Origin of the sequence: Bacillus cereus, from assembly GCF_002561295.1 — a bacterium.
Taxonomy (GTDB): domain Bacteria; phylum Bacillota; class Bacilli; order Bacillales; family Bacillaceae_G; genus Bacillus_A; species Bacillus_A cereus_S.
This window is the reverse complement of sequence record NZ_NTUG01000041.1, coordinates 24,334-48,489: the sequence shown is the minus strand read 5'-3', so window position 1 is coordinate 48,489 and position 24,156 is coordinate 24,334. Positions and strand designations below refer to the sequence as shown.

Genomic DNA, 24,156 nt, shown 5'->3' with positions numbered 1-24,156 from the left:
GACTCGTGCTTTTTTTATTTAGTGTAAACGAAAGTTTTATTTCATTGTATGAGTGACAAACACAATGCCCAATTGTGATTCATATCATATATATAACAAACCGATGTATATTTTTCAGAAAAGTGTTAAGGAATAGGGGTAAGTATATTTTTATTCAAAATAGAGGGGAGGAAATGTCCTATATCGTTCTCGGGTAGATGAGAATGATTAGGATGAAAATATGGAAACAAAATATGAGGTTTGCATTGTATGTGAGAATACGAAAGATGATGGTATACATGTGCACACGAGTTTTATATGTGATGCTTGCGAGCGGGATATGGTAGAAACTGAAACGAATGATCCTAAATATATATATTACTTACAACAACTACGAAAAATTCAAATATCATATTTATAAATAGGCACACATGCCTATTATTTTTTTTGTTTTAATATCTCTGTATAATAGGTAGAGAATGAAAAGTAAGGAAGGAATGAATATGAATCAAAATCGAATACCTTTATATGAGGCATTAATCCAGTTTAAAGATAAAAGCCCCTTATCTTTACACGTTCCAGGTCATAAGAATGGTTTGGATTTTCCAGAGAGAGCACAAGTCGGGTTTAGTGATGTGCTTTCTATTGATGTAACAGAATTAACAGGATTGGATGATTTACATAGTCCGTTTGAATGTATAGATGAAGCACAGCAATTGCTGGCTGATGTATATGGTGCGAAAAAGAGTTATTTTTTAATTAATGGTTCTACAGTCGGAAATTTGGCAATGATTTTATCATGCTGTAAGGAACATGATATTGTTCTCGTACAAAGAAATTGCCATAAGTCTATTATCAATGGTTTGAAGTTAGCTGGGGTGAATCCAGTGTTTTTAGAGCCTTGGATTGATAAATTGTATGGCGTACCAGTTGGAGTCCAGCATGAGGTTATTAAGAGCACCATTGAACGATATCCAGAAGCAAAGGCATTGATTTTAACACATCCCAATTATTATGGTATGGGAGTTGATTTAAAGGAGAGTATTATGTGTGCACACGCACAGAAAATCCCTGTTTTAGTAGATGAGGCACATGGGGCCCATTTTTGTATAGGAGACCCATTTCCTAAGTCAGCATTAGAATACGGTGCAGATATAGTTGTACATTCAGCTCATAAGACATTACCTGCTATGACTATGGGATCGTATTTACATATCAATAGTAATTTAGTGAATGAAGAAAAAGTTTCTTCCTATTTAAGTATGTTACAATCTAGCAGCCCGTCTTATCCAATTATGGCTTCGTTAGATGTAGCTCGCTTTGCATTGGCAAATATGAAGGAGAAGGGTTGTCATGAAATTGTGGAGTTTGCGAGGCGATTTAGAGAAGAATTGCAGCGTATCCCACAGATCACTGTTTTACAGTATCCTTTGCAAGATGAAATCAAAGTTACGGTGCAAACACGCTGTGAGCTTTCTGGATATGAATTACAATCCATATTTGAAAAGCTAGGCATATACGTAGAAATGGCAGATCCATATAATGTTCTATTTATCTTACCATTGCAAGTGAATGAGCAGTATATAAAAGCAATAGAAGTCATGCGGGTGGCACTAAGTAATTATACAGTAACAGACAAGATACCATCTATTCGGTATACTTACAAAGGGAGCTTTTCTTCTTTACCATTTACTTATAAACAATTAGAAAAGTATAAGAAAAAAGTCGTGTCTTTACAAGAAGCTGCAGGGATGATTGCAGCAGACATGGTTATTCCTTATCCACCGGGCATTCCATTACTTATGTATGGAGAGGAAATTACTACAGAACACATTGAACAAATCTCTTATTTAGAAGAAATAGGTGCTCGTTTTCAAGGAAATATAAAATATATGAATGTATATGATATAGAAAGAAAGTAGGTTTTAGGATGAAGGGATTATTTGTAACGATTGAAGGACCAGAGGGTTCGGGTAAATCGACCTTAATTACAAAGTTATTACCGTACTTTGAGAAGAAAGAGCAGAAAGTGATAGCAACGAGAGAACCAGGAGGTATCGCAATTTCAGAAGAAATTCGTGAAATCTTACATAAGCAAGAGCATACGATGATGGAAGCACGTACAGAGGCATTATTATATGCTGCAGCACGTAGACAACATTTAGTAGAAAAAGTCATGCCAGCTCTGGAGAGAAATTACCTTGTATTATGTGACCGTTTTATTGACAGTTCCCTTGCTTATCAAGGATATGCAAGAGGACTAGGCGTGGATAAGGTATATGAAATCAATCGATTTGCAACAGAAGACTGTATGCCTAATTTGACAATCTATCTAGATATTGAACCAGAAGTGGGGTTAGCACGCATTGAAAAGGATGCTAATCGTGAAGTAAATCGTTTAGATATGGAAAGTATAAAATTTCATAAGCGCGTTCGTGAGGGGTACTTACAGCTTGTAGATCGTTTTGCAAACCGTATAGTTGTTGTAAATGCAGATCAGCCAATGGAAGAGATTATGGAAGAAGTTATTCAGCTTATAGAAGATAAATTGTTATAATAGAAGGAAAGTATAAAATAAGTGAGGTATGCATTATGACGAAGACGTGGGAGCAGCTTTCTGCTATACAACCCATTGGTGTAAAGATGTTGATGAATAGTATTGCAAAAGGGCGTATATCCCACGCTTATTTGTTAGAAGGCGCAAAAGGAACTGGCAAATATGAAACGGCAATTCAAATGGCAAAAAGCTTTCTTTGTTTACAAAGAAAAGGTGTAGAACCGTGTCAAATGTGTACGAATTGTCGACGGATTGATTCAGGAAATCATCCGAATTTACATGTTGTAAAGCCAGATGGGTTATCTATTAAAAAGCAACAAATCCATGATTTACAGGAAGAGTTTTCAAAGACAGGTTTAGAGGCGAATAAAAAAGTATATATTATTGAGCACGCAGACCGAATGACGGCAAATGCGGCTAATACATTATTGAAATTTTTAGAAGAACCAAGTAGTGATACAACGGCTATTTTACTTACTGAACAAAGTCATCAAATTTTAAATACAATTTTATCTCGTTGCCAAGTAGTAACATTTAGGCCTCTCGCAGCAGAAGCTTTAATTGAGAGATTGCAGGCAGACGGGGTTACAGTTTCTTTAGCCACCCTTGCAGCACAGCTTACGAATAGTTTTGAGGAAGCATTATCACTGTGTAATGATGAATGGTTTGCACAAGCACGAACTTTAGTGATAAAATTATGTGAAGCGCTCGAAAAAGATACCGCCTCTCTTTTTTTTGTACAAGAAAAGTGGGGAAAACACTTTGGAGAGAAGGAACAATTACAACAAGGTTTAGATATGCTACTCCTTATTTATAAGGATTTATTATATGCTCAACTAGGAGAGGAAGATCGTCTTGTCTTTCAGGAGCAAAAGGAGATGTTTCATTCTTTCTCCTATGCTCAGAAGCGCATTGTATCAGCTCTTTTTAATATATTAGAAGCAAAAAATAGAATCAACGCTAATGTAAATGCGCAGCTTGTGTTCGAACAGTTAGTGTTGCGGTTGCAGGAGGGATGACCGTTTTGTATGATGTAGTAGGTGTTCGTTTTAAGAAGGCCGGAAAAGTGTATTACTTTGACCCGAACCAATTCGATATCTCAGAAAATGAATTTGTGATCGTGGAAACAGTACGAGGTATTGAATATGGGAAAGTAGTTATTACAAAAAAACAAGTTGATGAAAACGATGTTGTACTACCGTTAAAGAAAGTTATTCGTATTGCGAATGAAAATGATCGTACAATTGTTGAAGAGAACAAACATGCAGCGAAAGAAGCATATCAAGTTTGTCAACAAAAGGTAGGAGAACACAAGCTTGATATGAAACTTGTAGATGTAGAATATACATTCGATCGTAATAAGATTATTTTTTATTTTACAGCAGATGGTCGTATTGATTTCCGTGAGCTTGTAAAAGATTTAGCTGCAATTTTCAGGACAAGAATTGAGTTAAGACAAATAGGTGTTCGTGATGAAGCAAAAATGCTTGGTGGTATCGGTCCTTGTGGTCGTATGCTTTGTTGTTCTACATTTTTAGGTGATTTTGAACCCGTATCTATTAAAATGGCTAAGGATCAAAATTTATCATTAAATCCTGCGAAAATTTCTGGTTTATGTGGTCGATTAATGTGTTGCTTAAAATATGAGAATGATGAGTATGAAGCGGCAAAAGAGCAACTTCCTGATTTAGATCAACGTATACAAACACCGCATGGTCTTGGACGCGTCATCGGATTAAATATTTTAGAAAGATTAATTCAAGTGGAACTAGTAGACAAGGAACGGATAGTAGAATATACGTTAGATGAATTAATTAATGAAGGGGTCGTTTCGAGTCAAACCACAGATTAATGAGGTGGGTGCTTGTGGAGAAAAAGGATATTTTTGCAGCAGTTTCTAGTATGGAAGAGCAAATTGGACATTTATATAAGCAGTTGGGAGAATTAAAGCAACATCTGGCAGAGTTACTTGAAGAAAACCAACATATTAAAATGGAAAATGAGAATTTGCGACGTCGTTTTGAAGAAGTACAGAATAAGGAAAAACAAAAAACTCAAAAAAGAAAAGAAATGAAACCGAAAACTGATATTGGCGAAGGGTACGATAACTTAGCCCGTTTATATCAAGAGGGTTTCCATATCTGTAATTTACATTATGGAAGTGTACGTAAAGAAGGAGATTGTTTATTCTGTCTGTCATTTTTAAATAAAAAATGAAATTACCTTTCCAATATATTGGAAAGGTAATTTTTTATACATAAGAGTAAAGATAAGATCAAATCGTTTTTGCTTTTACGAAATAGGGTAGGTTAACTATAAGAAAGGGAAGAATATATGCACTTATATGAAGATGAACGTTTAGATTATTTACTAGCAGAGAAAATGAAAATTATTCAAAGCCCCTCTGTGTTTAATTTTTCTTTAGACGCAGTATTACTTGCAAACTTTGCATGGGTTCCAATTCAAAAGGGAAGTTTGCTGGATTTATGTACAGGAAATGCCGTGATTCCGCTGTTATTAAGTACGAGAACGAAAGGCACGATTACTGGTGTAGAAATTCAAGAGCGTTTATATGATATGGGGATTAGAAGCATTCAGTATAACAATTTGGAAGAACAAATTCATGTAATACATGGAGATTTGAAGGATATGCCAGAGAAACTCGGGCGTCATAAGTATGATGTTGTAACATGTAATCCTCCTTATTTTCAAACACCAAAAACATCTGAAAAAAATATGAATGAACATTTAGCGATAGCTCGCCATGAAATTATGTGTACATTAGAAGATGTCGTTTATGCTAGTAGCCAGCTTGTAAAACAAGGTGGCAAGGTAGCATTTGTCCATAGGCCAAGTCGATTGCTTGACATAGTAACACTCATGAGAAAGTATAAGATTGAGCCAAAACGTATGCAACTTGTATATCCAAAGGCCGGTAAAGAGGCAAACACATTGTTAATTGAAGGCATTAAGGATGGAAATGCAGACTTGAAGATTTTGCCGCCTCTTTTCGTATATGAGGAAAATAATGAGTATACAAAGGAGCTTCGTTCGATTTTATATGGAGAAAAATAAACATTATTTTTACGTAGTAGAATGTTCAGATGGAAGTTATTATGCAGGATATACAAATCATATAGAAAAACGAATTCAGACCCATAATAGTGGTAAGGGAGCTAGATATACACGTGCTAGGCTCCCAGTTGTTTTAAAATACCTAGAGACTCACGAGGATAAACGAACAGCGATGCAAGCTGAATATCATTTTAAACAGTTAAAGCGAAAAGAGAAAGAAGAATACATACAAAAAGGAGAACGTTATGTGGCAGCAGAAAAGCTTTCAAGAAAATGAAAAGGGTGTCTTATATTTAGTTCCAACACCGATCGGTAATTTGGAGGATATGACGTTTCGTTCAATTCGGATATTGAAAGAGGCTGATATCATTGCTGCTGAAGATACACGGCAGACGAAAAAGCTTTGTAACTATTTTGAAATTGAAACACCAGTTATGAGTTATCATGAGCACAATAAGGACGTAAGTGGACAGAAAATTTTAGAGAAGCTAGCAGATGGAAAAACAGTAGCTCTTGTAAGTGATGCAGGTATGCCTTGTATTTCTGATCCAGGCTACGACATTGTTGTAGCAGCTGTAGAGGAGCAATATTATGTTATTCCACTTCCTGGGGCAAACGCGGCTCTTACAGCATTAATTGCATCAGGATTAGAAACGAGACATTTTTATTTTTATGGGTTTTTACAAAGAAATAAAAAAGAGCGCAAAGCGGAATTAGAAAAGCTTCGCTATGTTCCAACTACTATGATGTTTTATGAAGCACCACATCGGTTAGATGATACGCTAATTTCTATGAAAGAAGTACTTGGAGATAGAGAGATTGTATTGTGCCGAGAGTTAACGAAAAAATTTGAGGAATTTATTCGTGGCTCGATAGAAGAAGCGATTGAATGGACAAAGCAAAATGAAGTTCGTGGTGAATTTTGTATATTGGTATCTGGTTCAAAAGAGGAAGCTACTCCAGAGGAACAATGGTGGGAAGTTATATCAGTATACGATCATATCGAACATTACATAAATGAGCAAGGAATGTCTTCAAAGGATGCAATTAAAAAAGTTGCAAAAGATCGAGATTTGTCGAAACGAGACGTCTATCAAATCTATCATGTCGATAAAAAATAAGCTTCTCATAATTGAGAAGCTTATTTTGCTGTTTGAATATATTGTTGTAGTTCGTTTAAGACTTGTTCAGCGCCTTCTTTGCTTAAAATAATTTTGCCTTCAGCTAAAGAAAGGTTACCATCAGATACTTCACCAGTTACTTGGCAAGTCATGTTTGGCTTATATTTTTTTAGGATGATTTTTTCGTCATCAACGTAAATTTCAAGAGCATCCTTTTCAGCAATGCCTAATGTACGACGTAATTCAATTGGAATTACAACACGGCCTAATTCATCAACTTTACGAACGATACCAGTAGATTTCATATTCGTTATCCTCCTCATATTCTGTTAGTTTGCGAGTCTATATTTTAATTCGTCATTTTTCGACAAAATACCCTATGAACATATGATACCAATCATTTACATTTCCGTCAATTCTTAAATTATATATTTTATGAAAGAATTATAGATTTTTATACTTCTTATATATAATAGAAAATGAAAGAATTGTACAAGTATTTTTAAATTTTATCAACTTTTCAGAAAAAACACTGTATATTTTTTTAGAAATGAGTAATAGATGATAAAGATAATCGAGCATTAATTCGTTTTTATGCGTCAGTTTTTGATATACTGTTTATAAATACATATGAGGTCATTTGGGAGGCTTAAAACAATGACAGAGGAAAAGAAAACCTTTTATATTACTACTCCAATTTATTATCCGAGCGGAAAGCTTCACATTGGACATGCTTATACGACGGTAGCAGGAGATGCAATGGCGCGTTACAAGCGCATGCAAGGGTATGACGTTCATTATTTGACAGGTACTGATGAACACGGACAAAAGATCCAAAAGAAAGCAGAAGAATTGAACGTTACACCACAGGCATATGTTGATAACATTGTAGCAGGAATTAAAGAACTGTGGGAGAAAATGGACATTTCTTATGATGACTTTATTCGTACAACGGAAGACCGTCATAAAGAAGTTGTCGAAAAGATTTTTAAACAACTTGTTGATCAAGGTGATATTTACCTTGATGAATATGAAGGATGGTACTCTGTACAAGATGAAACATTCTATACAGAACACCAGCTTGTTGATCCAATTATGGAAGGTGACAAAGTAGTTGGTGGAAAAAGCCCAGATAGCGGTCATGCTGTAGAACTTGTTCGTGAAGAATCTTATTTCTTTAGAATGGGTAAATATGTAGATCGACTATTACAGTTCTATGAAGAAAACCCACACTTCATCCAACCTGAATCTCGAAAAAATGAAATGATTAATAACTTCATTAAACCAGGTTTAGAAGATTTAGCAGTTTCACGTACTTCTTTTGATTGGGGAGTTCGTGTACCAGGTAACCCAAAACACGTTATTTATGTATGGGTAGATGCATTGTCTAACTACATTACGGCATTAGGATATGGAACAGATAATGAAGAGAAGTATAAAAAGTACTGGCCAGCGGATGTTCATTTAGTAGGAAAAGAAATTGTTCGTTTCCATACAATTTATTGGCCAATTATTTTAATGGCATTAGATTTACCACTGCCGAAAAAGGTGTTTGCTCATGGCTGGATCTTAATGAAAGATGGAAAAATGAGTAAATCAAAGGGGAATGTAGTTGATCCTGTTACGCTAATTGATCGTTATGGATTAGATGCACTGCGTTATTATTTACTTCGTGAAGTACCATTTGGATCAGATGGTGTATTCACACCAGAAGGCTTTGTAGAACGCATTAACTTTGATCTTGCGAACGACTTAGGGAACTTATTAAATCGTACAGTAGCGATGATTGATAAGTACTTTGATGGAGAAATCCCTGCTTTTAAAGAAAATGTAACAGAGTTTGATCAAACGTTAGTAGCATTTGCACAAGATATATTGAAAAAAGTAGAAGAAGCAATGGAGAACATGGAGTTCTCAGTGGCATTAAGTTCTATTTGGCAATTGGTTAGCCGTACGAATAAATATATTGATGAAACACAACCTTGGGTATTAGCAAAAGATGAGAATGACCGTGATAAACTTGCTTCTGCAATGGCACATCTTGCAGAAATGCTTCGTCAAACAGGCATTATGCTTATGCCATTCTTGACAGCAACACCAAGTAAAATCTTTACGCAACTTGGCCTTACTGATGAAGCATATCATTCTTGGGATAGCCTTTCTACGATTGGTTGTATTCCTGCCGGTACGAAAGTGGTTAAGGGACAGCCGATATTCCCACGTCTAGAGGTGGAAGTAGAGGTTGAGTATATTAAAGAACAAATGAAAGGTTCTGCTCCTAAAGTGGAAGAGAAGAAGGAAGAGGAACCAAAAGCAGAAGAAATTACAATTGATGATTTCTTTAAAGTAGAACTGCGTGTAGCAGAAGTAATAGAAGCAGAGCCTGTAAAAAAGGCGGATAAATTGCTAAAGATTCAGCTTGATTTAGGGACAGAAAAGCGACAAGTTGTTTCTGGAATTGCTAAGTTCTATACACCAGAAGAATTAAAAGGGAAAAAAGTTATTTGTGTAACGAATTTAAAGCCAGTGAAATTACGTGGTGAATTATCACAAGGTATGATTTTAGCAGGCGAAGAAAACGGAGTATTATCGTTAGCGACAATTGATCAAAGTTTACCGAATGGTACAAAAATCAAGTAATCCTGACAAAATAAGAGATGTTTCACGTGTAACATTCGTGAAGCATCTTTTTTCGTATGAGGAATCTTTTTAAAAATTCCTTTTTTGTATTAAGATTGTACTATCGTTTTTATTACGTTGTTAGGATAGAGATTTTGAAACATGATAGAGTTTATTTCAAATAAAAGGAGTTATTTGCTATGTTGTTTGATACACATTCACATTTAAATGCAGAGCAATTTAAAGAAGATTTACAAGAGGTCATTGTAAGAATGAAAGAAGCTGGGGTTTCATATACGGTTGTAGTTGGTTTTGATGAAGCAACGATAAAAAAGGCCATGGAACTTGCTGAAACATATGATTTTATTTATGCAGCAGTTGGTTGGCATCCGGTAGATGCAATTGATATGACAGAAGAGCATTTAGCTTGGCTAGAAGAGTTGGCAGCGCATCCAAAAGTGGTTGCTCTTGGTGAAATGGGATTAGATTATCATTGGGACAAATCCCCGAAAGAAGTACAGAAAGAAGTATTTCGTAAACAAATTCAGTTGGCAAAGAAAGTGAATTTGCCTATTATTATACACAATCGTGATGCAACGCAAGATATCGTAGATATTCTGGCAGAAGAAAATGCAGCTGAAGTGGGAGGGATTATGCATTGCTTTAGCGGAAGCGTTGAAGTGGCACAGCAATGTATTGGCATGAATTTCTTAATTTCATTAGGCGGACCAGTAACTTTCAAAAATGCAAAAAAACCGAAGGAAGTTGCAATGGAAATTCCAATGGAAAAGCTATTGATAGAAACAGATTGTCCATACTTAACACCACACCCGTTTCGTGGTAAGCGAAATGAGCCAAGCTATGTAAAACTTGTAGCAGAAGAAATTGCTAACTTAAAGGGTATTTCGTATGAAGAAGTCGCAAAGATCACAACTGAAAACGCAAAAGGTTTATTTGGTATTGAATAAGGGGAAATGGAGAGCAAGATTTTTTTAAAAAAATCGTTTTATATAATTCCTTTTTTCTAAAAAAGATGCTAGCGATAATAAACAGTGAGGAAAACTTAGTTAATTAGCGGCTATTTGTATGAGGAAGAAAACAGGTAAAGAGTAAAGTGTTACAATAAGAAGAGTAGGCAGAGGATTTTTTTACCTCTGCTTTTTAAATTGTATCAATGGGAAAATAATAATGGAAAAGTATTCGTTTTTTTGTTTTACTAAGTAGAGACGAAATGAGTGTGGAGGCAGTCATGAAAATTAAAGAGATTATCGTTGTAGAAGGTAAAGATGATACAGTTGCAATTAAGCGGGCTGTTGATGCAGATACAATTGAGACGAACGGTTCAGCAATCGGTGATCATGTCATTGAGCAAGTCAAATTGGCACAGCAAAAACGAGGCGTTATTATTTTGACAGATCCGGATTATCCAGGAGAGCGTATTCGAAAAATTATTTCTGAAAAGGTTCCAGGTTGTAAGCATGCTTTCTTACCGAAAGAAGAGGCACTTGCAAAAAGAAAAAAAGGAGTCGGGATTGAACATGCTTCGAATGAATCTATTCGCCGAGCTTTAGAAAGTGTTCATGAAGAAATGGAAGCTTATACGAGCGAAATTAGTTGGAGCGACTTAGTGGATGCTGGTCTAGTAGGTGGCGAACAGGCAAAAAGTCGTAGAGAAAAAATGGGTAAACTATTAAAGATTGGTTATACAAATGCGAAACAGTTACATAAACGTTTACAAATGTTTCAAGTTTCAAAAGAAGCATTTGCGGAAGCATATAAACAAGTATTGCAGGAGGAAAAGAAATGAAGGATATCGCAACGCCGAATCGTACGAAAGACATTGTTGAAAAGTACGGATTTTCATTCAAAAAGAGTTTAGGGCAAAATTTTTTAATTGATACAAATGTATTAAATCGTATTGTTGATTATGCAGAAATCGGACCTGAGAGTGGGGCTATTGAAATTGGTCCTGGTATTGGAGCATTAACAGAACAATTAGCAAAACGTGCTAAAAAGGTAGTAGCCTTTGAAATTGATCAACGCTTATTACCAATTTTAGATGAGACGTTAGCTCCTTATGGGAATGTAACAGTTATTAATAAGGATGTTTTAAAGGCAGATGTGCATGAAGTATTTGGAGAGCAATTTGAAGAAGGGCAAGACGTAATGGTAGTAGCTAATTTACCTTACTATGTTACAACACCAATTTTATTTAAGCTGCTCGAAGAAAAGCTACCTGTTCGCGGATTTGTTGTTATGATGCAGAAGGAAGTAGGCGATCGTTTAGCTGCGAAACCAGGAACGAAAGATTACGGTTCTTTATCTATCGCAATTCAGTATTATACAGAAGTAGAAACAGTCATGACAGTTCCTCGTACTGTATTTGTACCACAACCCAATGTAGATTCTGCAGTTATCCGTATTTTAAAACGTCCACAACCGATTGTAGAAGTGACAGATGAGAAATTTTTCTTTGAGGTAGTAAGGGCAAGCTTTGCACAACGTCGTAAAACATTAATGAATAACTTATCAAATAATCTAAATGGTTTCCCAAAGGATAAAGAGTTATTAGAGTGTATTTTAACAGAAGTAGGCATTGATCCAAAACGAAGAGGCGAAACATTATCAATCGAAGAATTCGCGGTGCTGAGCAATGCATTAGTCTCTCATAAACAATAAAAAGACAGCTCGAATCGAGCTGTCTTTTTTGTCACCCTTTTCACTCCAAATTCATACGTTAAAAACAGAACATGGTTAGTGAGATGGCCTAATGAGTTTGGAGGTAGGATGATGGCTGTACATGTTGGAGACTTAGTGGAGCGACAATCGTATAATCGAGATATTCTTTTTCGCATTACAGAAATAAAAGGTGAGATTGCAATATTGTTTGGAGAAGAAGTTAGGCTCATAGCAGATGCACCGCTTGAAGATTTAATTCATATTGATCAGAGAGAGTATAAAAAAAGAGCAAGGCGTGAAAAGGAAACGATGGAACAGACGTACCGACTGTTTCATCAAGACTACGTTTTAATGAAACAACGTCATGAACATAATTCTACAGGTGGATATACGAGTGAAGTTAATTATTTTCAAATGCCAGGTAGGGTTTTGCATATAGATGGAGACCCGTTATATTTAAGAAAATGCTTAGATTTATATACAAAGATAGGAGTTCCTGTGCAAGGGATACATTGTAAAGAAACAGAAATGCATGAAAAGGTAGTCGATTTAATCGATCACTTTCGTCCAGATATTTTAGTAATTACAGGACATGATGCATACACAAAATCAAAAGGGGTTGTGGGCGATTTGGCGGCTTATCGTCATTCTAGGCATTTTGTACAGGCTGTTCGCGAGGTAAGGAAAAAATATCCCTCTTTAGATCAGTTGGTCATTTTTGCTGGAGCATGTCAGTCTCATTTTGAAGCTTTAATTAGAGCTGGTGCTAATTTTGCTAGTTCACCATCGCGTATTAATATTCATGCACTGGATCCAGTGTATGTAGTGGGTAAGATTAGTTTTACTTCATTTATGGAGCGCGTAAATGTATGGGATGTTGTTCGGAATACGATTACTGGGCAAAAAGGACTTGGAGGCATTGAGACTAGGGGACTTTTACGAACAGGGTTACCTTTTCAACATTATGAAGAGTGAGCAAGGTATATATGTGCCTTGCTTTTTTTTATGGAAAAAGGCGTGTACCTTAAACAAGGGTTTGTAAGTGTTTGGATAAAAAAAGATAAGAACGTACAGACTAGATAATGATTCTTTTACAATATAGTAATTCTTCTATCTATTCGAACGCATTAGGCTCTTGCGCAGGTATTGTCCATTATATAGACAATGATTGGGATAGATATATCACGTATTTATGTATTCACTCTAAATTACAGCGAGGTGTAGCAAAGAATATGTCAAAACGTTTAGATGAAATTAAAAGCGAATTAGATCATCATCTTGGGAAGCGGCTTATGTTAAAAGCGAATAGTGGAAGAAGAAAAACGGTGGAACAATCGGGTGTACTAGCAGAAACGTATCGTTCTGTTTTTGTGGTACAGTTAGATCAACAAGAGGATATGCTGCAGCGTGTTTCCTATAGCTATGCGGATGTTTTAACAGAGACGGTGGAACTGACATTTTATGATGATCCTCATAATGAGGTTATTTTAGGATAATTACTCACCACATTACATATATTCCCACAAATAAAGAGGGACGTTTTTTTGTAAACTAATTATACCGTAGCAAAATAAGGAGGGACCCTGCATTGAGTAGACGAAGAGGAGTCATGTCAAATCAGTTTAAAGAAGAGCTTGCAAAAGAGCTTGGATTTTATGATGTTGTTCAGAAAGAAGGATGGGGCGGAATTCGTGCGAAAGATGCTGGAAACATGGTGAAACGTGCCATTGAGATTGCAGAGCAGCAATTAATGAAACAAAACCAGTAGTTGTAAGATAACTTCTATGCTACGGTAGCCGAGGATAAATTCCTCGGCTTTTTGCACGCTAAAAGGTATCATCATTTTGCATAAGTAGTTTCATTCTGAATGCTTTTCGTTATAATTAGGGAAGTGTCATCGTCTTACTATAAATTTATGGTAAAATAAACGATAAAAGATTGAGTACATAGAGTGGGTGAATAGATTGAAGCTACTAGTGAAAGCACCAGCAAAGATTAATCTGTCGTTAGATGTACTAGGGAAAAGACAAGACGGTTATCATGAAGTGAAAATGATTATGACAACAATTGATTTAGCAGATCGTTTAGAACTAACTGAGTTATCAGAAGACCGTATTGAAATTGTATCCCATAATCGGTATGTCCCAGACGACCAGCGCAATTTAGCTTATCAAGCAGCGAAATTATTAAAAGAAAGATTTCAAGTGAAGAAAGGCGTATCTATTTCTATTGAAAAAACAATTCCAGTGGCAGCAGGATTAGCGGGCGGAAGTAGTGATGCAGCCGCTACATTGCGAGGGCTTAATAAGTTATGGAATTTAGGATTAAAAATAGATGAACTAGCGGAACTTGGAGCAGAAATCGGATCTGATGTATCCTTTTGTGTATATGGTGGAACAGCGATTGCTACAGGACGAGGGGAGAAGATTGAACATATAAAGACTCCGCCTTCTTGCTGGGTTATTTTAGCTAAGCCCCATATCGGTGTATCTACTGCTGACGTATATGGGAATTTAAAATTAAATCGTGTTACACATCCAGATGTAGAGCAGATGGTTGAATCTATTAATAGTGGTGACTATGATGGGATTTGTGATGCTGTAGGGAATGTACTGGAGGATGTAACATTTAATATGCACCCCGAAGTCGCGCGCATTAAGGCACAGATGAAGCGATTTGGTGCAGATGCAGTTTTAATGAGTGGTAGTGGACCGACTGTATTTGGATTAGCACACCATGATTCACGTATGCATCGTATTTATAATGGTTTAAAAGGATTTTGTGAACAAGTATATGCAGTACGTCTATTAGGAGAGCGAGAAACGCTTGAATAAAGGCGTATAATACGTTATGATTTGTTTAGAATATTCGTGATTTGGGGGTGAGAGTGTGAAAATTAGACGGAGTACAAGACTAGTCGATATGACTTACTATTTATTGCAAAATCCTCGTCAGTTAGTTTCTCTCACTTTTTTTGCTGAACGGTATCAATCAGCTAAGTCTTCTATTAGTGAGGACTTAGTGATTATTAAGCAAACGTTTGAGCAACAAGGGGTCGGCACATTGCAAACGATACCAGGGGCAGCAGGAGGAGTGAAGTATATTCCATATATTAGTGAGGAAGAAGCAGATCTGATTATTAATGAGCTTTGTAGTTTATTTGAGAATCCAGATCGTATACTTCCGGGTGGATACTTATATATGACAGATCTTTTAAGTAATCCGCGTTATATTAATGGAGCCGGTCGCCTATTTGCTTCTGTATTTGCAAGACAACCAATTGACGCAGTTATGACGGTAGCAACAAAAGGAATTCCGCTTGCATATGCGGTAGCGAATTATTTAGATGTACCGGTGGTAATTGCAAGGAAAGATAATAAGGTAACAGAAGGACCAACAGTTAGTATTAACTACGTATCAGGTTCATCTAAGCGCATTCAAACGATGACTTTAGCAAAGCGTAGTCTTCCAGAAGGTTCTAATGTTTTAATCATTGATGACTTTATGAAAGCTGGAGGCACAATTCAAGGCATGATTAGTATGTTAGAGGAATTTAATGCGAATGTCGTTGGAATTGGTGTGTTAGTAGAGTCAACAGATATTGAAGAAAGACTAATTAATAACTTTGTTTCTTTAATCCGTTTATCCGAAGTGGATATTAAGGAGAAAACAATTCAAGTGGAGAAGGGGAATTATTCACTTGCGCCATTTGATGAAGGGCTTGTAGAAGCTGAATAAAAAGGTAAAGCATACGCTTTATCTTTTTTTATAAATAAAGTAACAATAAAATAATAAAAGGGTGAGAAAATATGAAAGTAGTTCAAACAAATCAAGCACCACAAGCAATTGGTCCGTATTCACAAGGGATTATCGTGAATAATATGTTCTATAGCTCAGGACAAATTCCGTTAACAGCAAGTGGAGAGCTTGTAACAGGTGATGTAAAAGTACAAACGGAACAAGTATTTCAAAACTTACAGGCTGTATTAGAAGAAGCGGGAGCATCATTTGATACAGTTGTAAAAACCACTGTGTTTTTAAAAGATATGGATGACTTTAATGATGTGAATGAAGTATACGGGACATATTTTTCTGCGCATAAACCAGCTCGTTCTTGTGTGCAAGTTGCAAAATTACCGAAAGATGTTTCTGTCGAAATTGAAGTAATTGCCCTTGTAAAATAATCTTTTGTAAGCGATAACGTCCATTAATTCTTATATTCAATTAAAATAAAAATTTTTATCTTAAAAATTTTTAAAAAATTAAAGGGAAAATAGAAAATTTGTGGAATTTATACAAACATATCGCTTATTTAGAAAAGGGTGGTGAACACAAGATGGAAGTGACTGACGTAAGATTACGCCGCGTAAACACAGAAGGCCGTATGAGAGCGATTGCCTCTATTACTCTAGACCATGAATTTGTTGTTCATGATATTCGTGTAATTGATGGCAATAATGGATTATTTGTAGCAATGCCAAGTAAACGTACTCCAGATGGGGAGTTCCGTGATATTGCACATCCGATTAATTCTAACACACGCTCTAAAATTCAAGATGCGGTTTTAACCGAGTATCACCGTTTAGGCGAGTTAGAAGAAGTTGAGTTTGAAGAAGCAGGGGCTTCGTAAAATTCGAATAAAAAGAGCTCGAATAAAAAGAGCTCTATAATTTTGTAACAAACTCCTGTAAACACTTACAGGAGTTTGTTTTTTATTTGCAAAGTCATGTCGATTTACTAGTATTCCATTTTTGGCTATGGAAATAAAAGAATCCCTCCACTCGCTTACTCCGTTTGTTTTCATGCGGCATGGGATCCCAAAAGGCCCTGACCGCTACTATGCAAGGGCGGGTGATCTCTCCCACCCAAAAAGAGGGGGTTATTGCAGTTTTGTATTTATTTCCGCTAATTAAAACTTCACTTTATTCTCCACATTATTTGTAAACTTCTAATTTCTTCAAAATCATTCGAAATAGTATATCTTATTTCCTAAAAAAAGATACTAAAGAGTAAAACATCTTCTAAGAAGTATGGTAAAATTTAATAGTTATGCTGTGTTTCTTGAAATATATAGTGATTTAGGATAATATCTTTAATGGATAAATAGGTTGCGATGGAGGGTCTATATGTCAAACAGATTTGCAGTGATTCTAGCTGCAGGTAAAGGCACACGTATGAAGTCTAAGTTATACAAAGTGCTTCACCCTGTGTGCGGGAAACCGATGGTACAGCATGTAGTCGATCAAGTATCTCAATTAGGATTGCAGAAACTTGTAACGGTAGTTGGACATGGTGCTGAAAAAGTGCAAGAACAATTAGGGAACGTAAGCGAATTTGCATTACAAGCAGAACAACTTGGTACAGCGCATGCTGTTGATCAAGCTGCTGATGTGCTTGCAAATGAAGAGGGAACAACTTTAGTTATTTGTGGTGATACACCACTTATAACGGCGGAAACAATGGAGGCATTGTTAAAGCATCATGAAGAAGCAGGGGCAAAAGCAACGGTGTTAACAGCATACATAGAAGAACCTGCTGGATATGGCCGTATTGTTCGTAATGAAAACGGTCATGTTGAAAAAATCGTTGAGCATAAAGATGCAAATGAAGTAGAGCTATCTATTAAAGAAATTAATACAGGTACGTATTGTTTTGATAATAAAGCACTATTTGCTTCACTTTCTAAAGTTTCAAATGATAACGTACAAGGTGAATATTACCTTCCGGATGTTATTGAAATTTTGAAAAATGAAGGTCATATTGTATCGGCGTATCAAACGGAGCATTTCGATGAAACGTTAGGTGTTAACGACAGAGTCGCTCTATCGCAAGCGGAAGTTATTATGAAAAACCGTATCAATCATAAGAATATGGTAAATGGTGTTACAATTATTGATCCAAGTAACACATATATTTCTGCAGATGCAATTATCGGCAGTGATACAGTTCTTCAGCCAGGTACGATTATTGAGGGGAAAACTGTCATTGGTTCTGATTGTGAAATTGGACCGCACACAGTAATCCGCGATAGTGAAATTGGAGACCAAACAACAATTCGACAATCTACTGTACATGACAGTAAGATTGGTACAGAAGTTTCAATTGGGCCATTTGCACATATTCGCCCAGACTCAGTCATTGGTGATGAAGTACGCGTTGGAAACTTCGTGGAAATTAAAAAGACTGTTTTTGGTAATAGAAGTAAAGCTTCACACTTAAGTTATATCGGGGATGCACAAGTTGGAGAAGACGTGAATCTTGGTTGTGGTTCAATTACGGTGAACTACGATGGCAAGAACAAATTCAAAACAGTTATTGGAAATGGCGTATTTATTGGTTGTAATTCAAACCTTGTCGCTCCTGTAACAGTTGAAGATGGTGCTTATGTTGCGGCAGGATCTACAATTACGGAGACTGTTCCATCGAAAGCATTATCAATTGCACGTGCACGTCAAGTTAACAAAGAAGACTATGTTGATCAATTGCTGAATAAGAAAAAATCATAATGTGGAGGGTTAATCTAGATGTCGACTCAATATCTAAATTCTAATTTGAAAGTATTCTCTTTAAACTCTAATAAGGAACTTGCTGAGCAAATTGCAAAGCATATTGGAGTAGGGCTAGGAAAGTGTTCTGTTGACCGTTTTAGTGATGGAGAAGTTCAAATTAACATTGAAGAAAGTATTCGTGGTTGCGATGTATTCATTATTCAATCTACAAGCTTCCCAGTAAACGAACATATCATGGAATTACTTATTATGATCGATGCATTAAAACGTGCATCTGCAAAAACAGTTAATATCGTTATTCCTTACTATGGCTATGCGCGTCAAGACCGTAAAGCGCGTTCTCGTGAACCAATTACATCGAAACTTGTAGCAAACTTGCTTGAAACAGCAGGTGCAACTCGTGTAATCACTCTAGATTTACACGCTCCACAAATTCAAGGATTCTTTGATATCCCAATCGATCATCTAATGGGTGTACCGATCCTTTCAGATTACTTCGAGACAAAAGGTCTTAAAGATATCGTAATCGTATCTCCTGACCATGGTGGCGTAACACGTGCAAGAAAAATGGCGGATCGCTTAAAGGCGCCAATCGCTATTATTGATAAACGTCGCCCACGTCCGAACGTATCGGAAGTAATGAATATCATTGGTAACATTGAAGGTAAGACAGCAATTTTAATTGATGACATCATTGATACAGCTGGTACAATTACATTAGCAGCAAACGCTCTTGTTGAGAACGGTGCTTCTGAAGTATATGCTTGCTGTACACACCCAGTTTTATCTGGTCCAGCAATTGAGCGTATCCAAAATTCAAATATTAAAGAGTTAGTTGTAACAAACTCTATCGTATTACCAGAAGAGAAGAAAATTGATAAAGTACATGAGCTTTCTGTTGCTCCATTAATCGGAGAAGCAATCATCCGTGTTTATGAAGAAGAATCTGTGAGTGTATTATTCAATTAATTGGATAGAATGAGACGTAACCAAATTTGGTTACGTCTTTTCGTATCGTAAAAAGAAAGTAGTGGTACAAGAATGAAATTAATAGTAGGACTTGGGAACCCAGGTAGAGAATATGAATTAACAAGGCATAATATTGGGTTTATGGGAATTGATGAGCTTGCGAAACGATGGGGTATTTCTTTAAATGAACAAAAGTTTAAAGGTATGTACGGTTCAGGTTTTGTTAATGGTGAAAAAGTAATTTTATTAAAGCCGCTTACGTATATGAATTTATCCGGAGAAAGTATCCGTCCGCTTATGGATTATTATAAAATCGATGTAGAAGATTTTGTTGTCATGTATGATGATTTAGATATTCCAGTAGGTAAATTGCGCCTTCGTATGAAAGGTAGTGCAGGCGGTCATAATGGTGTGAAATCGACAATTTCTCATTTAGGAACACAAGAATTCCAACGTATTCGTATGGGAGTTGATCGCCCGAAAAACGGTATGAAGGTAGTGGATTATGTATTAGGGCGTTTCACAGCAGAAGAGTTGCCAGAGGTAAATGCATCCATTGAAAAAGCTGCGGATGCATGTGAAGAGTGGTTAAAGAAGCCATTTCTTCAAATCATGAATACTTTTAATGGTTAATGTTTTCATTTGGAATATTTTATGATGTTTTTATCCATACTAGTAGTACTTGTACACTTAGGAGGATAGTATGGAAGGACATTATTACTGTAGACATTGTGGAGATAACGTAGGTTCCATTACCGCAGAAAAGGTACACAGCACAGTTTTACTTCAACTAACAGAGCAAGAACGATTGGATATGATTCATTTTCATGAAAATGGAAATATATATATAAAAACAATCTGTGAGTCATGCCAAGAAACGCTCTCATCTTATCCGGAGTATTATGAGTATGAAAAGTTTTTGCAATAAAATGTTGTCGCTTTGGCGTGTCCAAAGCATTTTTCTGTTTTCTTTTCCAAAAATATTTGCATAAAAATAGATTAACTTGCTCTTTTATGTTGAGAGGGGTCTTGAAAATGATAGGGTTATTAGAGCAATTTTATAAAAATAAGGAAATACAATCCATTATTAATGGGCTAGAAGAAGGGTTGAAGGAACAGCTTGTATCTGGTATGGCAACCTCTTCTCGTTCTTTATTAATGGCTGCTTTATATAAAAAGACAAAGCAGTCACAGCTTGTTGTTACACATAACTTATTTCAAGCGCAGAAAGTATATGAGGATTTGGTCTCTTTACTTGGTGAACAGGATGTATGGTTATATCCTGTTAATGAATTAATTGCGTCGGAAATAGGAGTCGCAAGTCCAGAACTAAAAGCGCAACGTATTGAAGTATTAAATCGTTTAGCGATGGGAGAGCAGGGGATCATTGTTGTTCCAGTTGCTGGATTACGTAGGTTTTTACCAATTAAGGAATTATGGAAGCAAAAACAAATCGAAATCAGTCTAGGGCAAGAGATTGATTTAGAGGCATTGCTCCATACATTACACCATATTGGATATGAACGTAAATCAATGGTAGAAGCCCCTGGGGAATTCAGTTTGCGTGGGGGCATATTAGATATTTATCCGCTAACTGAAGAATTACCGTTTCGTATAGAATTCTTTGATACGGAAGTAGATTCTATTCGTTTATTTGATGTAGGGGAACAACGCTCACAAGACAAAAAAGACAGCGTGAGGTTCGGTCCTGCGACGGAATTTTTATTTTCAAATGAGGAATTGAAATTAGGGGTAGAGCGTCTTGAAGAGGGTTTAATGAAGACGATGCAGAGGCTCTCTGATGATAAAATCAAGACAGCAGTACTTGAAACGGTTAGTCATGAGATAGAAGTATTGAAAAACGGACAGACAATAGAACAAATGTTTAAATATTTATCTATCTTTTACAAGGAGCATGCTAGTCTAATAGATTATTTACCTGAGAATGGTGTTGTTATTTTAGACGAAATTTCACGTATTCAAGAAACGGCAGCACACCTTGAGACAGAAGAAGCGGAATGGTATACATCGCTTTTAAGTGACGGGGCAATTATTCAAGATTTAGTATTCTCGCACCAATTTGAAGAATTTCTACATCATAAAAAAAGAAGCTTTGTATATTTAACATTATTTTTACGTCATATTGCGCATACGCATCCGCAAAATATTGTTAATGTGACGTGTAAAACGATGCAAGATTTTCATGGACAGATGCAGCTGTTAAAAACAGAAATTGATAGATGGACTGAAGGGAATTTCACGACAGTTGTATTAGGAACGGATGAAGAACGCGCAAAAAAATTACAATATATTTTAAGTGATTATGATATTGAAGCAGACATTATAGAATCCACAGATATATTGCTTCCTGGACGCCTTCAAATTGCTGTAGGTGATTTACACGCAGGATTTGAGATGCCGATGCAAAAGCTTGTTGTGATTACGGAAAAAGAGTTGTTCCATAAGAAAGTAAAAAAATCACAGCGCAAACAAAAGTTATCGAATGCAGAACGTATTAAAAGCTATTCAGAGTTAAAAGTTGGAGACTATGTTGTTCATGTTAATCATGGTATTGGTAAGTTTTTGGGAATTGAAACACTAGAAATTAATGGCGTTCATAAAGATTATTTAAACATTAAATATCAAGGTAACGATAAGTTATATGTGCCAATCGAACAAATTGACCAAGTGCAAAAATATGTAGGATCAGAAGGTAAAGATCCGAAAGTTTACAAATTGGGCGGAAACGATTGGAAGAAGGTCAAAACAAAGGTAGAGAAATCTGTACAAGATATTGCGGATGACTTAATTAAGTTGTATGCAGAGCGTGAGGCTTCAAAAGGATATGCTTATACGCCGGACACTGCAGAGCAACAAGAATTTGAATCATCTTTCCCGTATCAAGAGACAGAAGATCAGCTGCGTTCTATTGAAGAAATTAAAAAAGATATGGAACGTGGACGTCCGATGGATCGACTTTTATGTGGTGATGTTGGATATGGAAAAACAGAAGTTGCGATTCGGGCGGCATTTAAAGCAATTATGGATGAAAAGCAAGTTGCAATTTTAGTACCGACAACGATTCTTGCACAACAACACTATGAAACGATTCGAGAGCGTTTTCAAGACTATCCAATTAATATTGGATTGTTAAGTAGATTCCGTACTAGAAAACAGCAAAATGAAACAATTAAAGGTTTAAAAGATGGGACAGTTGATGTTGTTATTGGAACACATCGTATTTTATCTAAAGATGTAACTTATAAAGATTTAGGTTTACTCATTATCGATGAAGAACAACGATTTGGTGTTACACATAAAGAGAAGATTAAACAATTGAAAGCAAATGTTGACGTGTTAACATTAACAGCAACGCCAATTCCTCGTACGCTTCATATGTCTATGCTCGGTGTACGAGACTTATCTGTTATTGAGACGCCGCCAGAAAATCGTTTTCCGGTACAAACATATGTAGTTGAGTATAATCCAGGCTTAATTCGAGAAGCGATAGAGCGTGAACTTGCAAGGGGCGGTCAAATTTATTTCCTATATAACCGCGTTGAAGATATTGAAAGAAAAGCAGATGAAATCTCTATGTTAGTCCCAGAGGCGCGTGTGACGTATGCACATGGGAAAATGAATGAAGGTGAATTAGAATCTGTCATGCTGTCATTTTTAGATGGGCAACATGATGTTCTCGTAAGCACAACGATTATTGAAACAGGTGTTGATATTCCGAATGTTAATACATTGATTGTATTTGATGCGGATCGCATGGGATTATCCCAGCTTTATCAGCTTCGTGGACGTGTTGGTCGTTCAAACCGTGTTGCTTATGCATACTTTGCGTATAAACGTGATAAAGTGTTATCGGAGGTTGCTGAGAAGCGTTTACAAGCAATTAAAGAATTCACAGAGCTCGGGTCAGGGTTTAAAATCGCGATGAGAGATTTATCTATTCGTGGTGCCGGTAACTTGCTAGGAGCTGAGCAACATGGGTTTATTGATTCTGTCGGATTTGATCTATATTCTCAAATGTTAAAAGATGCGATTGAACAGCGTAAAGGGACAGAGGGAATTGAAAATACGATTGATGTTGAAATTGATTTGGAAGTAGATGCATACTTGCCAGATGCGTATATTTCAGATAGTAAACAAAAAATTATGATGTACAAACAATTTAGAGGGGTCTCTACGATTGAAGATATTGAGGAATTACAAGAAGAAATGATTGATCGTTTCGGGGATTATCCGCAAGAAGTTGGATATCTATTACAAATTGCAAATATTAAAGTGTTAGCAATGAAAGAACAGATCGAGTTAATTAAACAAACAAAATTTGAAGTAACATTTTTATTCTCAGAGCAAGCGAGTCAAAATATTGATGGTGGAAAATTATTCATGCTTGGTAATAGTTTTGGTCGCATGATTGGTCTTGGTATGGAAGGTTCTCGTTTGAAAATTGTGATGAAAACAAATGGATTAGAGACATCGAAATGGTTAACGATCGCCGAAAATTTATTAAAAGGCTTACCTGACGTAAAAAAAGAAGTAATAAATGCCTAAAACAAAATAAAAAATGCAATTCGACGTGCATAGAAGAACTAATGTGTAAAATACTATGTCTAACAGTTGGTGATTTTTACAT

General features: G+C 36.1%; 26 protein-coding genes. 25 read left to right on the top strand and 1 reads right to left on the bottom strand.

Translation table 11 applies throughout. The annotated features are described in order from the left end of the window. Window positions 1–220 precede the first annotated feature (220 nt). The 9 genes from CN373_RS21605 (at window position 221) to rsmI (ending at window position 6,732) form a co-directional block, all read left to right on the top strand. Complete coding sequence (locus CN373_RS21605) at window positions 221–400, top strand: sigma factor G inhibitor Gin (protein ID WP_000448777.1); 180 nt, start codon at window positions 221–223, stop codon at window positions 398–400. Between the two features lie 82 nt (window positions 401–482). After that, window positions 483–1,901: an aminotransferase class I/II-fold pyridoxal phosphate-dependent enzyme gene (locus CN373_RS21600; protein ID WP_098360124.1), complete on the top strand. Its 1,419-nt coding sequence runs from the start codon at window positions 483–485 to the stop codon at window positions 1,899–1,901. Window positions 1,902–1,909: 8 nt separating this feature from the next. Then, window positions 1,910–2,536: a dTMP kinase gene (gene tmk, locus CN373_RS21595; protein ID WP_000677207.1), complete on the top strand. Its 627-nt coding sequence runs from the start codon at window positions 1,910–1,912 to the stop codon at window positions 2,534–2,536. Between the two features lie 35 nt (window positions 2,537–2,571). Beyond that, entirely contained in the window at window positions 2,572–3,555 is a 984-nt protein-coding gene (gene holB, locus CN373_RS21590; protein ID WP_098360123.1) for a DNA polymerase III subunit delta', read from the top strand. 5 nt (window positions 3,556–3,560) lie between these two features. After that, on the top strand, window positions 3,561–4,388 hold the full coding sequence (locus tag CN373_RS21585; protein ID WP_003194202.1) for a PSP1 domain-containing protein: 828 nt from the start codon (window positions 3,561–3,563) through the stop codon (window positions 4,386–4,388). A 14-nt stretch (window positions 4,389–4,402) separates the two neighbouring features. Then, entirely contained in the window at window positions 4,403–4,753 is a 351-nt protein-coding gene (gene yabA / locus CN373_RS21580; protein WP_000412052.1) for a DNA replication initiation control protein YabA, read from the top strand. A gap of 117 nt (window positions 4,754–4,870) precedes the next feature. Then, entirely contained in the window at window positions 4,871–5,611 is a 741-nt protein-coding gene (locus CN373_RS21575) for a tRNA1(Val) (adenine(37)-N6)-methyltransferase (protein ID WP_098360122.1), read from the top strand. Beyond that, window positions 5,598–5,888, top strand: a complete 291-nt coding sequence (locus CN373_RS21570; protein WP_000414355.1) for a GIY-YIG nuclease family protein — start codon at window positions 5,598–5,600, stop codon at window positions 5,886–5,888. Before CN373_RS21575 ends, CN373_RS21570 begins: the two co-directional genes overlap by 14 nt. Further along, window positions 5,857–6,732, top strand: a complete 876-nt coding sequence (rsmI, locus tag CN373_RS21565; protein ID WP_000267794.1) for a 16S rRNA (cytidine(1402)-2'-O)-methyltransferase — start codon at window positions 5,857–5,859, stop codon at window positions 6,730–6,732. Before CN373_RS21570 ends, rsmI begins: the two co-directional genes overlap by 32 nt. A gap of 20 nt (window positions 6,733–6,752) precedes the next feature. Here rsmI and CN373_RS21560 read toward each other — a convergent pair whose 3' ends face one another. Beyond that, complete coding sequence (locus CN373_RS21560) at window positions 6,753–7,037, bottom strand: AbrB/MazE/SpoVT family DNA-binding domain-containing protein (RefSeq protein ID WP_000843038.1); 285 nt, start codon at window positions 7,035–7,037, stop codon at window positions 6,753–6,755. A gap of 352 nt (window positions 7,038–7,389) precedes the next feature. On the opposite strand from CN373_RS21560, the gene metG reads away from it, so the two are divergent. The 16 genes from metG (at window position 7,390) to mfd (ending at window position 24,074) form a co-directional block, all read left to right on the top strand. Beyond that, entirely contained in the window at window positions 7,390–9,372 is a 1,983-nt protein-coding gene (gene metG, locus CN373_RS21555; protein ID WP_000134088.1) for a methionine--tRNA ligase, read from the top strand. 179 nt (window positions 9,373–9,551) lie between these two features. After that, entirely contained in the window at window positions 9,552–10,319 is a 768-nt protein-coding gene (locus tag CN373_RS21550) for a TatD family hydrolase (protein ID WP_098360121.1), read from the top strand. Between the two features lie 281 nt (window positions 10,320–10,600). Continuing rightward, entirely contained in the window at window positions 10,601–11,158 is a 558-nt protein-coding gene (rnmV, locus tag CN373_RS21545; RefSeq protein ID WP_033664593.1) for a ribonuclease M5, read from the top strand. Next, window positions 11,155–12,030, top strand: a complete 876-nt coding sequence (gene rsmA, locus CN373_RS21540; RefSeq protein WP_098360120.1) for a 16S rRNA (adenine(1518)-N(6)/adenine(1519)-N(6))-dimethyltransferase RsmA — start codon at window positions 11,155–11,157, stop codon at window positions 12,028–12,030. The genes rnmV and rsmA overlap by 4 nt, the downstream gene beginning before the upstream one ends. 111 nt (window positions 12,031–12,141) lie before the next feature. After that, window positions 12,142–13,005, top strand: a complete 864-nt coding sequence (gene yabG, locus CN373_RS21535; RefSeq protein WP_000268235.1) for a sporulation peptidase YabG — start codon at window positions 12,142–12,144, stop codon at window positions 13,003–13,005. A 257-nt stretch (window positions 13,006–13,262) separates the two neighbouring features. After that, window positions 13,263–13,526: a biofilm formation stimulator Veg gene (gene veg / locus CN373_RS21530; protein ID WP_000044344.1), complete on the top strand. Its 264-nt coding sequence runs from the start codon at window positions 13,263–13,265 to the stop codon at window positions 13,524–13,526. A 92-nt stretch (window positions 13,527–13,618) separates the two neighbouring features. Then, window positions 13,619–13,798: an acid-soluble spore protein SspF gene (gene sspF / locus CN373_RS21525; RefSeq protein ID WP_001985066.1), complete on the top strand. Its 180-nt coding sequence runs from the start codon at window positions 13,619–13,621 to the stop codon at window positions 13,796–13,798. 196 nt (window positions 13,799–13,994) lie between these two features. Further along, a complete protein-coding gene (gene ispE / locus CN373_RS21520) occupies window positions 13,995–14,864 on the top strand; it encodes a 4-(cytidine 5'-diphospho)-2-C-methyl-D-erythritol kinase (RefSeq protein WP_000772107.1) in 870 nt (289 codons plus the stop codon). A gap of 55 nt (window positions 14,865–14,919) precedes the next feature. Next, window positions 14,920–15,768: a pur operon repressor gene (gene purR / locus CN373_RS21515; RefSeq protein ID WP_000702476.1), complete on the top strand. Its 849-nt coding sequence runs from the start codon at window positions 14,920–14,922 to the stop codon at window positions 15,766–15,768. A 71-nt stretch (window positions 15,769–15,839) separates the two neighbouring features. Next, window positions 15,840–16,214, top strand: coding sequence for a RidA family protein (locus CN373_RS21510; RefSeq protein ID WP_000869809.1), 375 nt, complete (start codon window positions 15,840–15,842; stop codon window positions 16,212–16,214). A 152-nt stretch (window positions 16,215–16,366) separates the two neighbouring features. Next, on the top strand, window positions 16,367–16,660 hold the full coding sequence (gene spoVG / locus CN373_RS21505) for a septation regulator SpoVG (RefSeq protein ID WP_000454042.1): 294 nt from the start codon (window positions 16,367–16,369) through the stop codon (window positions 16,658–16,660). Between the two features lie 496 nt (window positions 16,661–17,156). After that, window positions 17,157–18,536: a bifunctional UDP-N-acetylglucosamine diphosphorylase/glucosamine-1-phosphate N-acetyltransferase GlmU gene (gene glmU / locus CN373_RS21500; RefSeq protein ID WP_098360119.1), complete on the top strand. Its 1,380-nt coding sequence runs from the start codon at window positions 17,157–17,159 to the stop codon at window positions 18,534–18,536. An 18-nt stretch (window positions 18,537–18,554) separates the two neighbouring features. Next, window positions 18,555–19,508, top strand: coding sequence for a ribose-phosphate diphosphokinase (locus CN373_RS21495; RefSeq protein WP_000107421.1), 954 nt, complete (start codon window positions 18,555–18,557; stop codon window positions 19,506–19,508). Between the two features lie 72 nt (window positions 19,509–19,580). Beyond that, window positions 19,581–20,141: an aminoacyl-tRNA hydrolase gene (gene pth, locus CN373_RS21490; RefSeq protein ID WP_000767703.1), complete on the top strand. Its 561-nt coding sequence runs from the start codon at window positions 19,581–19,583 to the stop codon at window positions 20,139–20,141. A gap of 70 nt (window positions 20,142–20,211) precedes the next feature. After that, window positions 20,212–20,436: an anti-sigma-F factor Fin family protein gene (locus CN373_RS21485; protein WP_000398471.1), complete on the top strand. Its 225-nt coding sequence runs from the start codon at window positions 20,212–20,214 to the stop codon at window positions 20,434–20,436. A gap of 107 nt (window positions 20,437–20,543) precedes the next feature. Further along, window positions 20,544–24,074, top strand: a complete 3,531-nt coding sequence (mfd, locus tag CN373_RS21480) for a transcription-repair coupling factor (protein WP_000579720.1) — start codon at window positions 20,544–20,546, stop codon at window positions 24,072–24,074. The last annotated feature ends 82 nt before the right edge of the window (window positions 24,075–24,156 follow it).

What these genes read in the sequence shown, in the direction of transcription:
- CN373_RS21605 (WP_000448777.1), top strand. Translation starts at nt 221, where the DNA reads ATGGAAACAAAATATGAGGTTTGCATTGTATGTGAGAATACGAAAGAT.
- CN373_RS21600 (WP_098360124.1), top strand. Translation starts at nt 483, where the DNA reads ATGAATCAAAATCGAATACCTTTATATGAGGCATTAATCCAGTTTAAA.
- tmk (WP_000677207.1), top strand. Translation starts at nt 1,910, where the DNA reads ATGAAGGGATTATTTGTAACGATTGAAGGACCAGAGGGTTCGGGTAAA.
- holB (WP_098360123.1), top strand. Translation starts at nt 2,572, where the DNA reads ATGACGAAGACGTGGGAGCAGCTTTCTGCTATACAACCCATTGGTGTA.
- CN373_RS21575 (WP_098360122.1), top strand. Translation starts at nt 4,871, where the DNA reads ATGCACTTATATGAAGATGAACGTTTAGATTATTTACTAGCAGAGAAA.
- CN373_RS21570 (WP_000414355.1), top strand. Translation starts at nt 5,598, where the DNA reads ATGGAGAAAAATAAACATTATTTTTACGTAGTAGAATGTTCAGATGGA.
- rsmI (WP_000267794.1), top strand. Translation starts at nt 5,857, where the DNA reads ATGTGGCAGCAGAAAAGCTTTCAAGAAAATGAAAAGGGTGTCTTATAT.
- CN373_RS21560 (WP_000843038.1), bottom strand. Translation starts at nt 7,037, where the DNA reads ATGAAATCTACTGGTATCGTTCGTAAAGTTGATGAATTAGGCCGTGTT.
- metG (WP_000134088.1), top strand. Translation starts at nt 7,390, where the DNA reads ATGACAGAGGAAAAGAAAACCTTTTATATTACTACTCCAATTTATTAT.
- CN373_RS21550 (WP_098360121.1), top strand. Translation starts at nt 9,552, where the DNA reads ATGTTGTTTGATACACATTCACATTTAAATGCAGAGCAATTTAAAGAA.
- rnmV (WP_033664593.1), top strand. Translation starts at nt 10,601, where the DNA reads ATGAAAATTAAAGAGATTATCGTTGTAGAAGGTAAAGATGATACAGTT.
- rsmA (WP_098360120.1), top strand. Translation starts at nt 11,155, where the DNA reads ATGAAGGATATCGCAACGCCGAATCGTACGAAAGACATTGTTGAAAAG.
- yabG (WP_000268235.1), top strand. Translation starts at nt 12,142, where the DNA reads ATGGCTGTACATGTTGGAGACTTAGTGGAGCGACAATCGTATAATCGA.
- veg (WP_000044344.1), top strand. Translation starts at nt 13,263, where the DNA reads ATGTCAAAACGTTTAGATGAAATTAAAAGCGAATTAGATCATCATCTT.
- CN373_RS21510 (WP_000869809.1), top strand. Translation starts at nt 15,840, where the DNA reads ATGAAAGTAGTTCAAACAAATCAAGCACCACAAGCAATTGGTCCGTAT.
- spoVG (WP_000454042.1), top strand. Translation starts at nt 16,367, where the DNA reads ATGGAAGTGACTGACGTAAGATTACGCCGCGTAAACACAGAAGGCCGT.
- glmU (WP_098360119.1), top strand. Translation starts at nt 17,157, where the DNA reads ATGTCAAACAGATTTGCAGTGATTCTAGCTGCAGGTAAAGGCACACGT.
- CN373_RS21495 (WP_000107421.1), top strand. Translation starts at nt 18,555, where the DNA reads ATGTCGACTCAATATCTAAATTCTAATTTGAAAGTATTCTCTTTAAAC.
- pth (WP_000767703.1), top strand. Translation starts at nt 19,581, where the DNA reads ATGAAATTAATAGTAGGACTTGGGAACCCAGGTAGAGAATATGAATTA.
- CN373_RS21485 (WP_000398471.1), top strand. Translation starts at nt 20,212, where the DNA reads ATGGAAGGACATTATTACTGTAGACATTGTGGAGATAACGTAGGTTCC.
- mfd (WP_000579720.1), top strand. Translation starts at nt 20,544, where the DNA reads ATGATAGGGTTATTAGAGCAATTTTATAAAAATAAGGAAATACAATCC.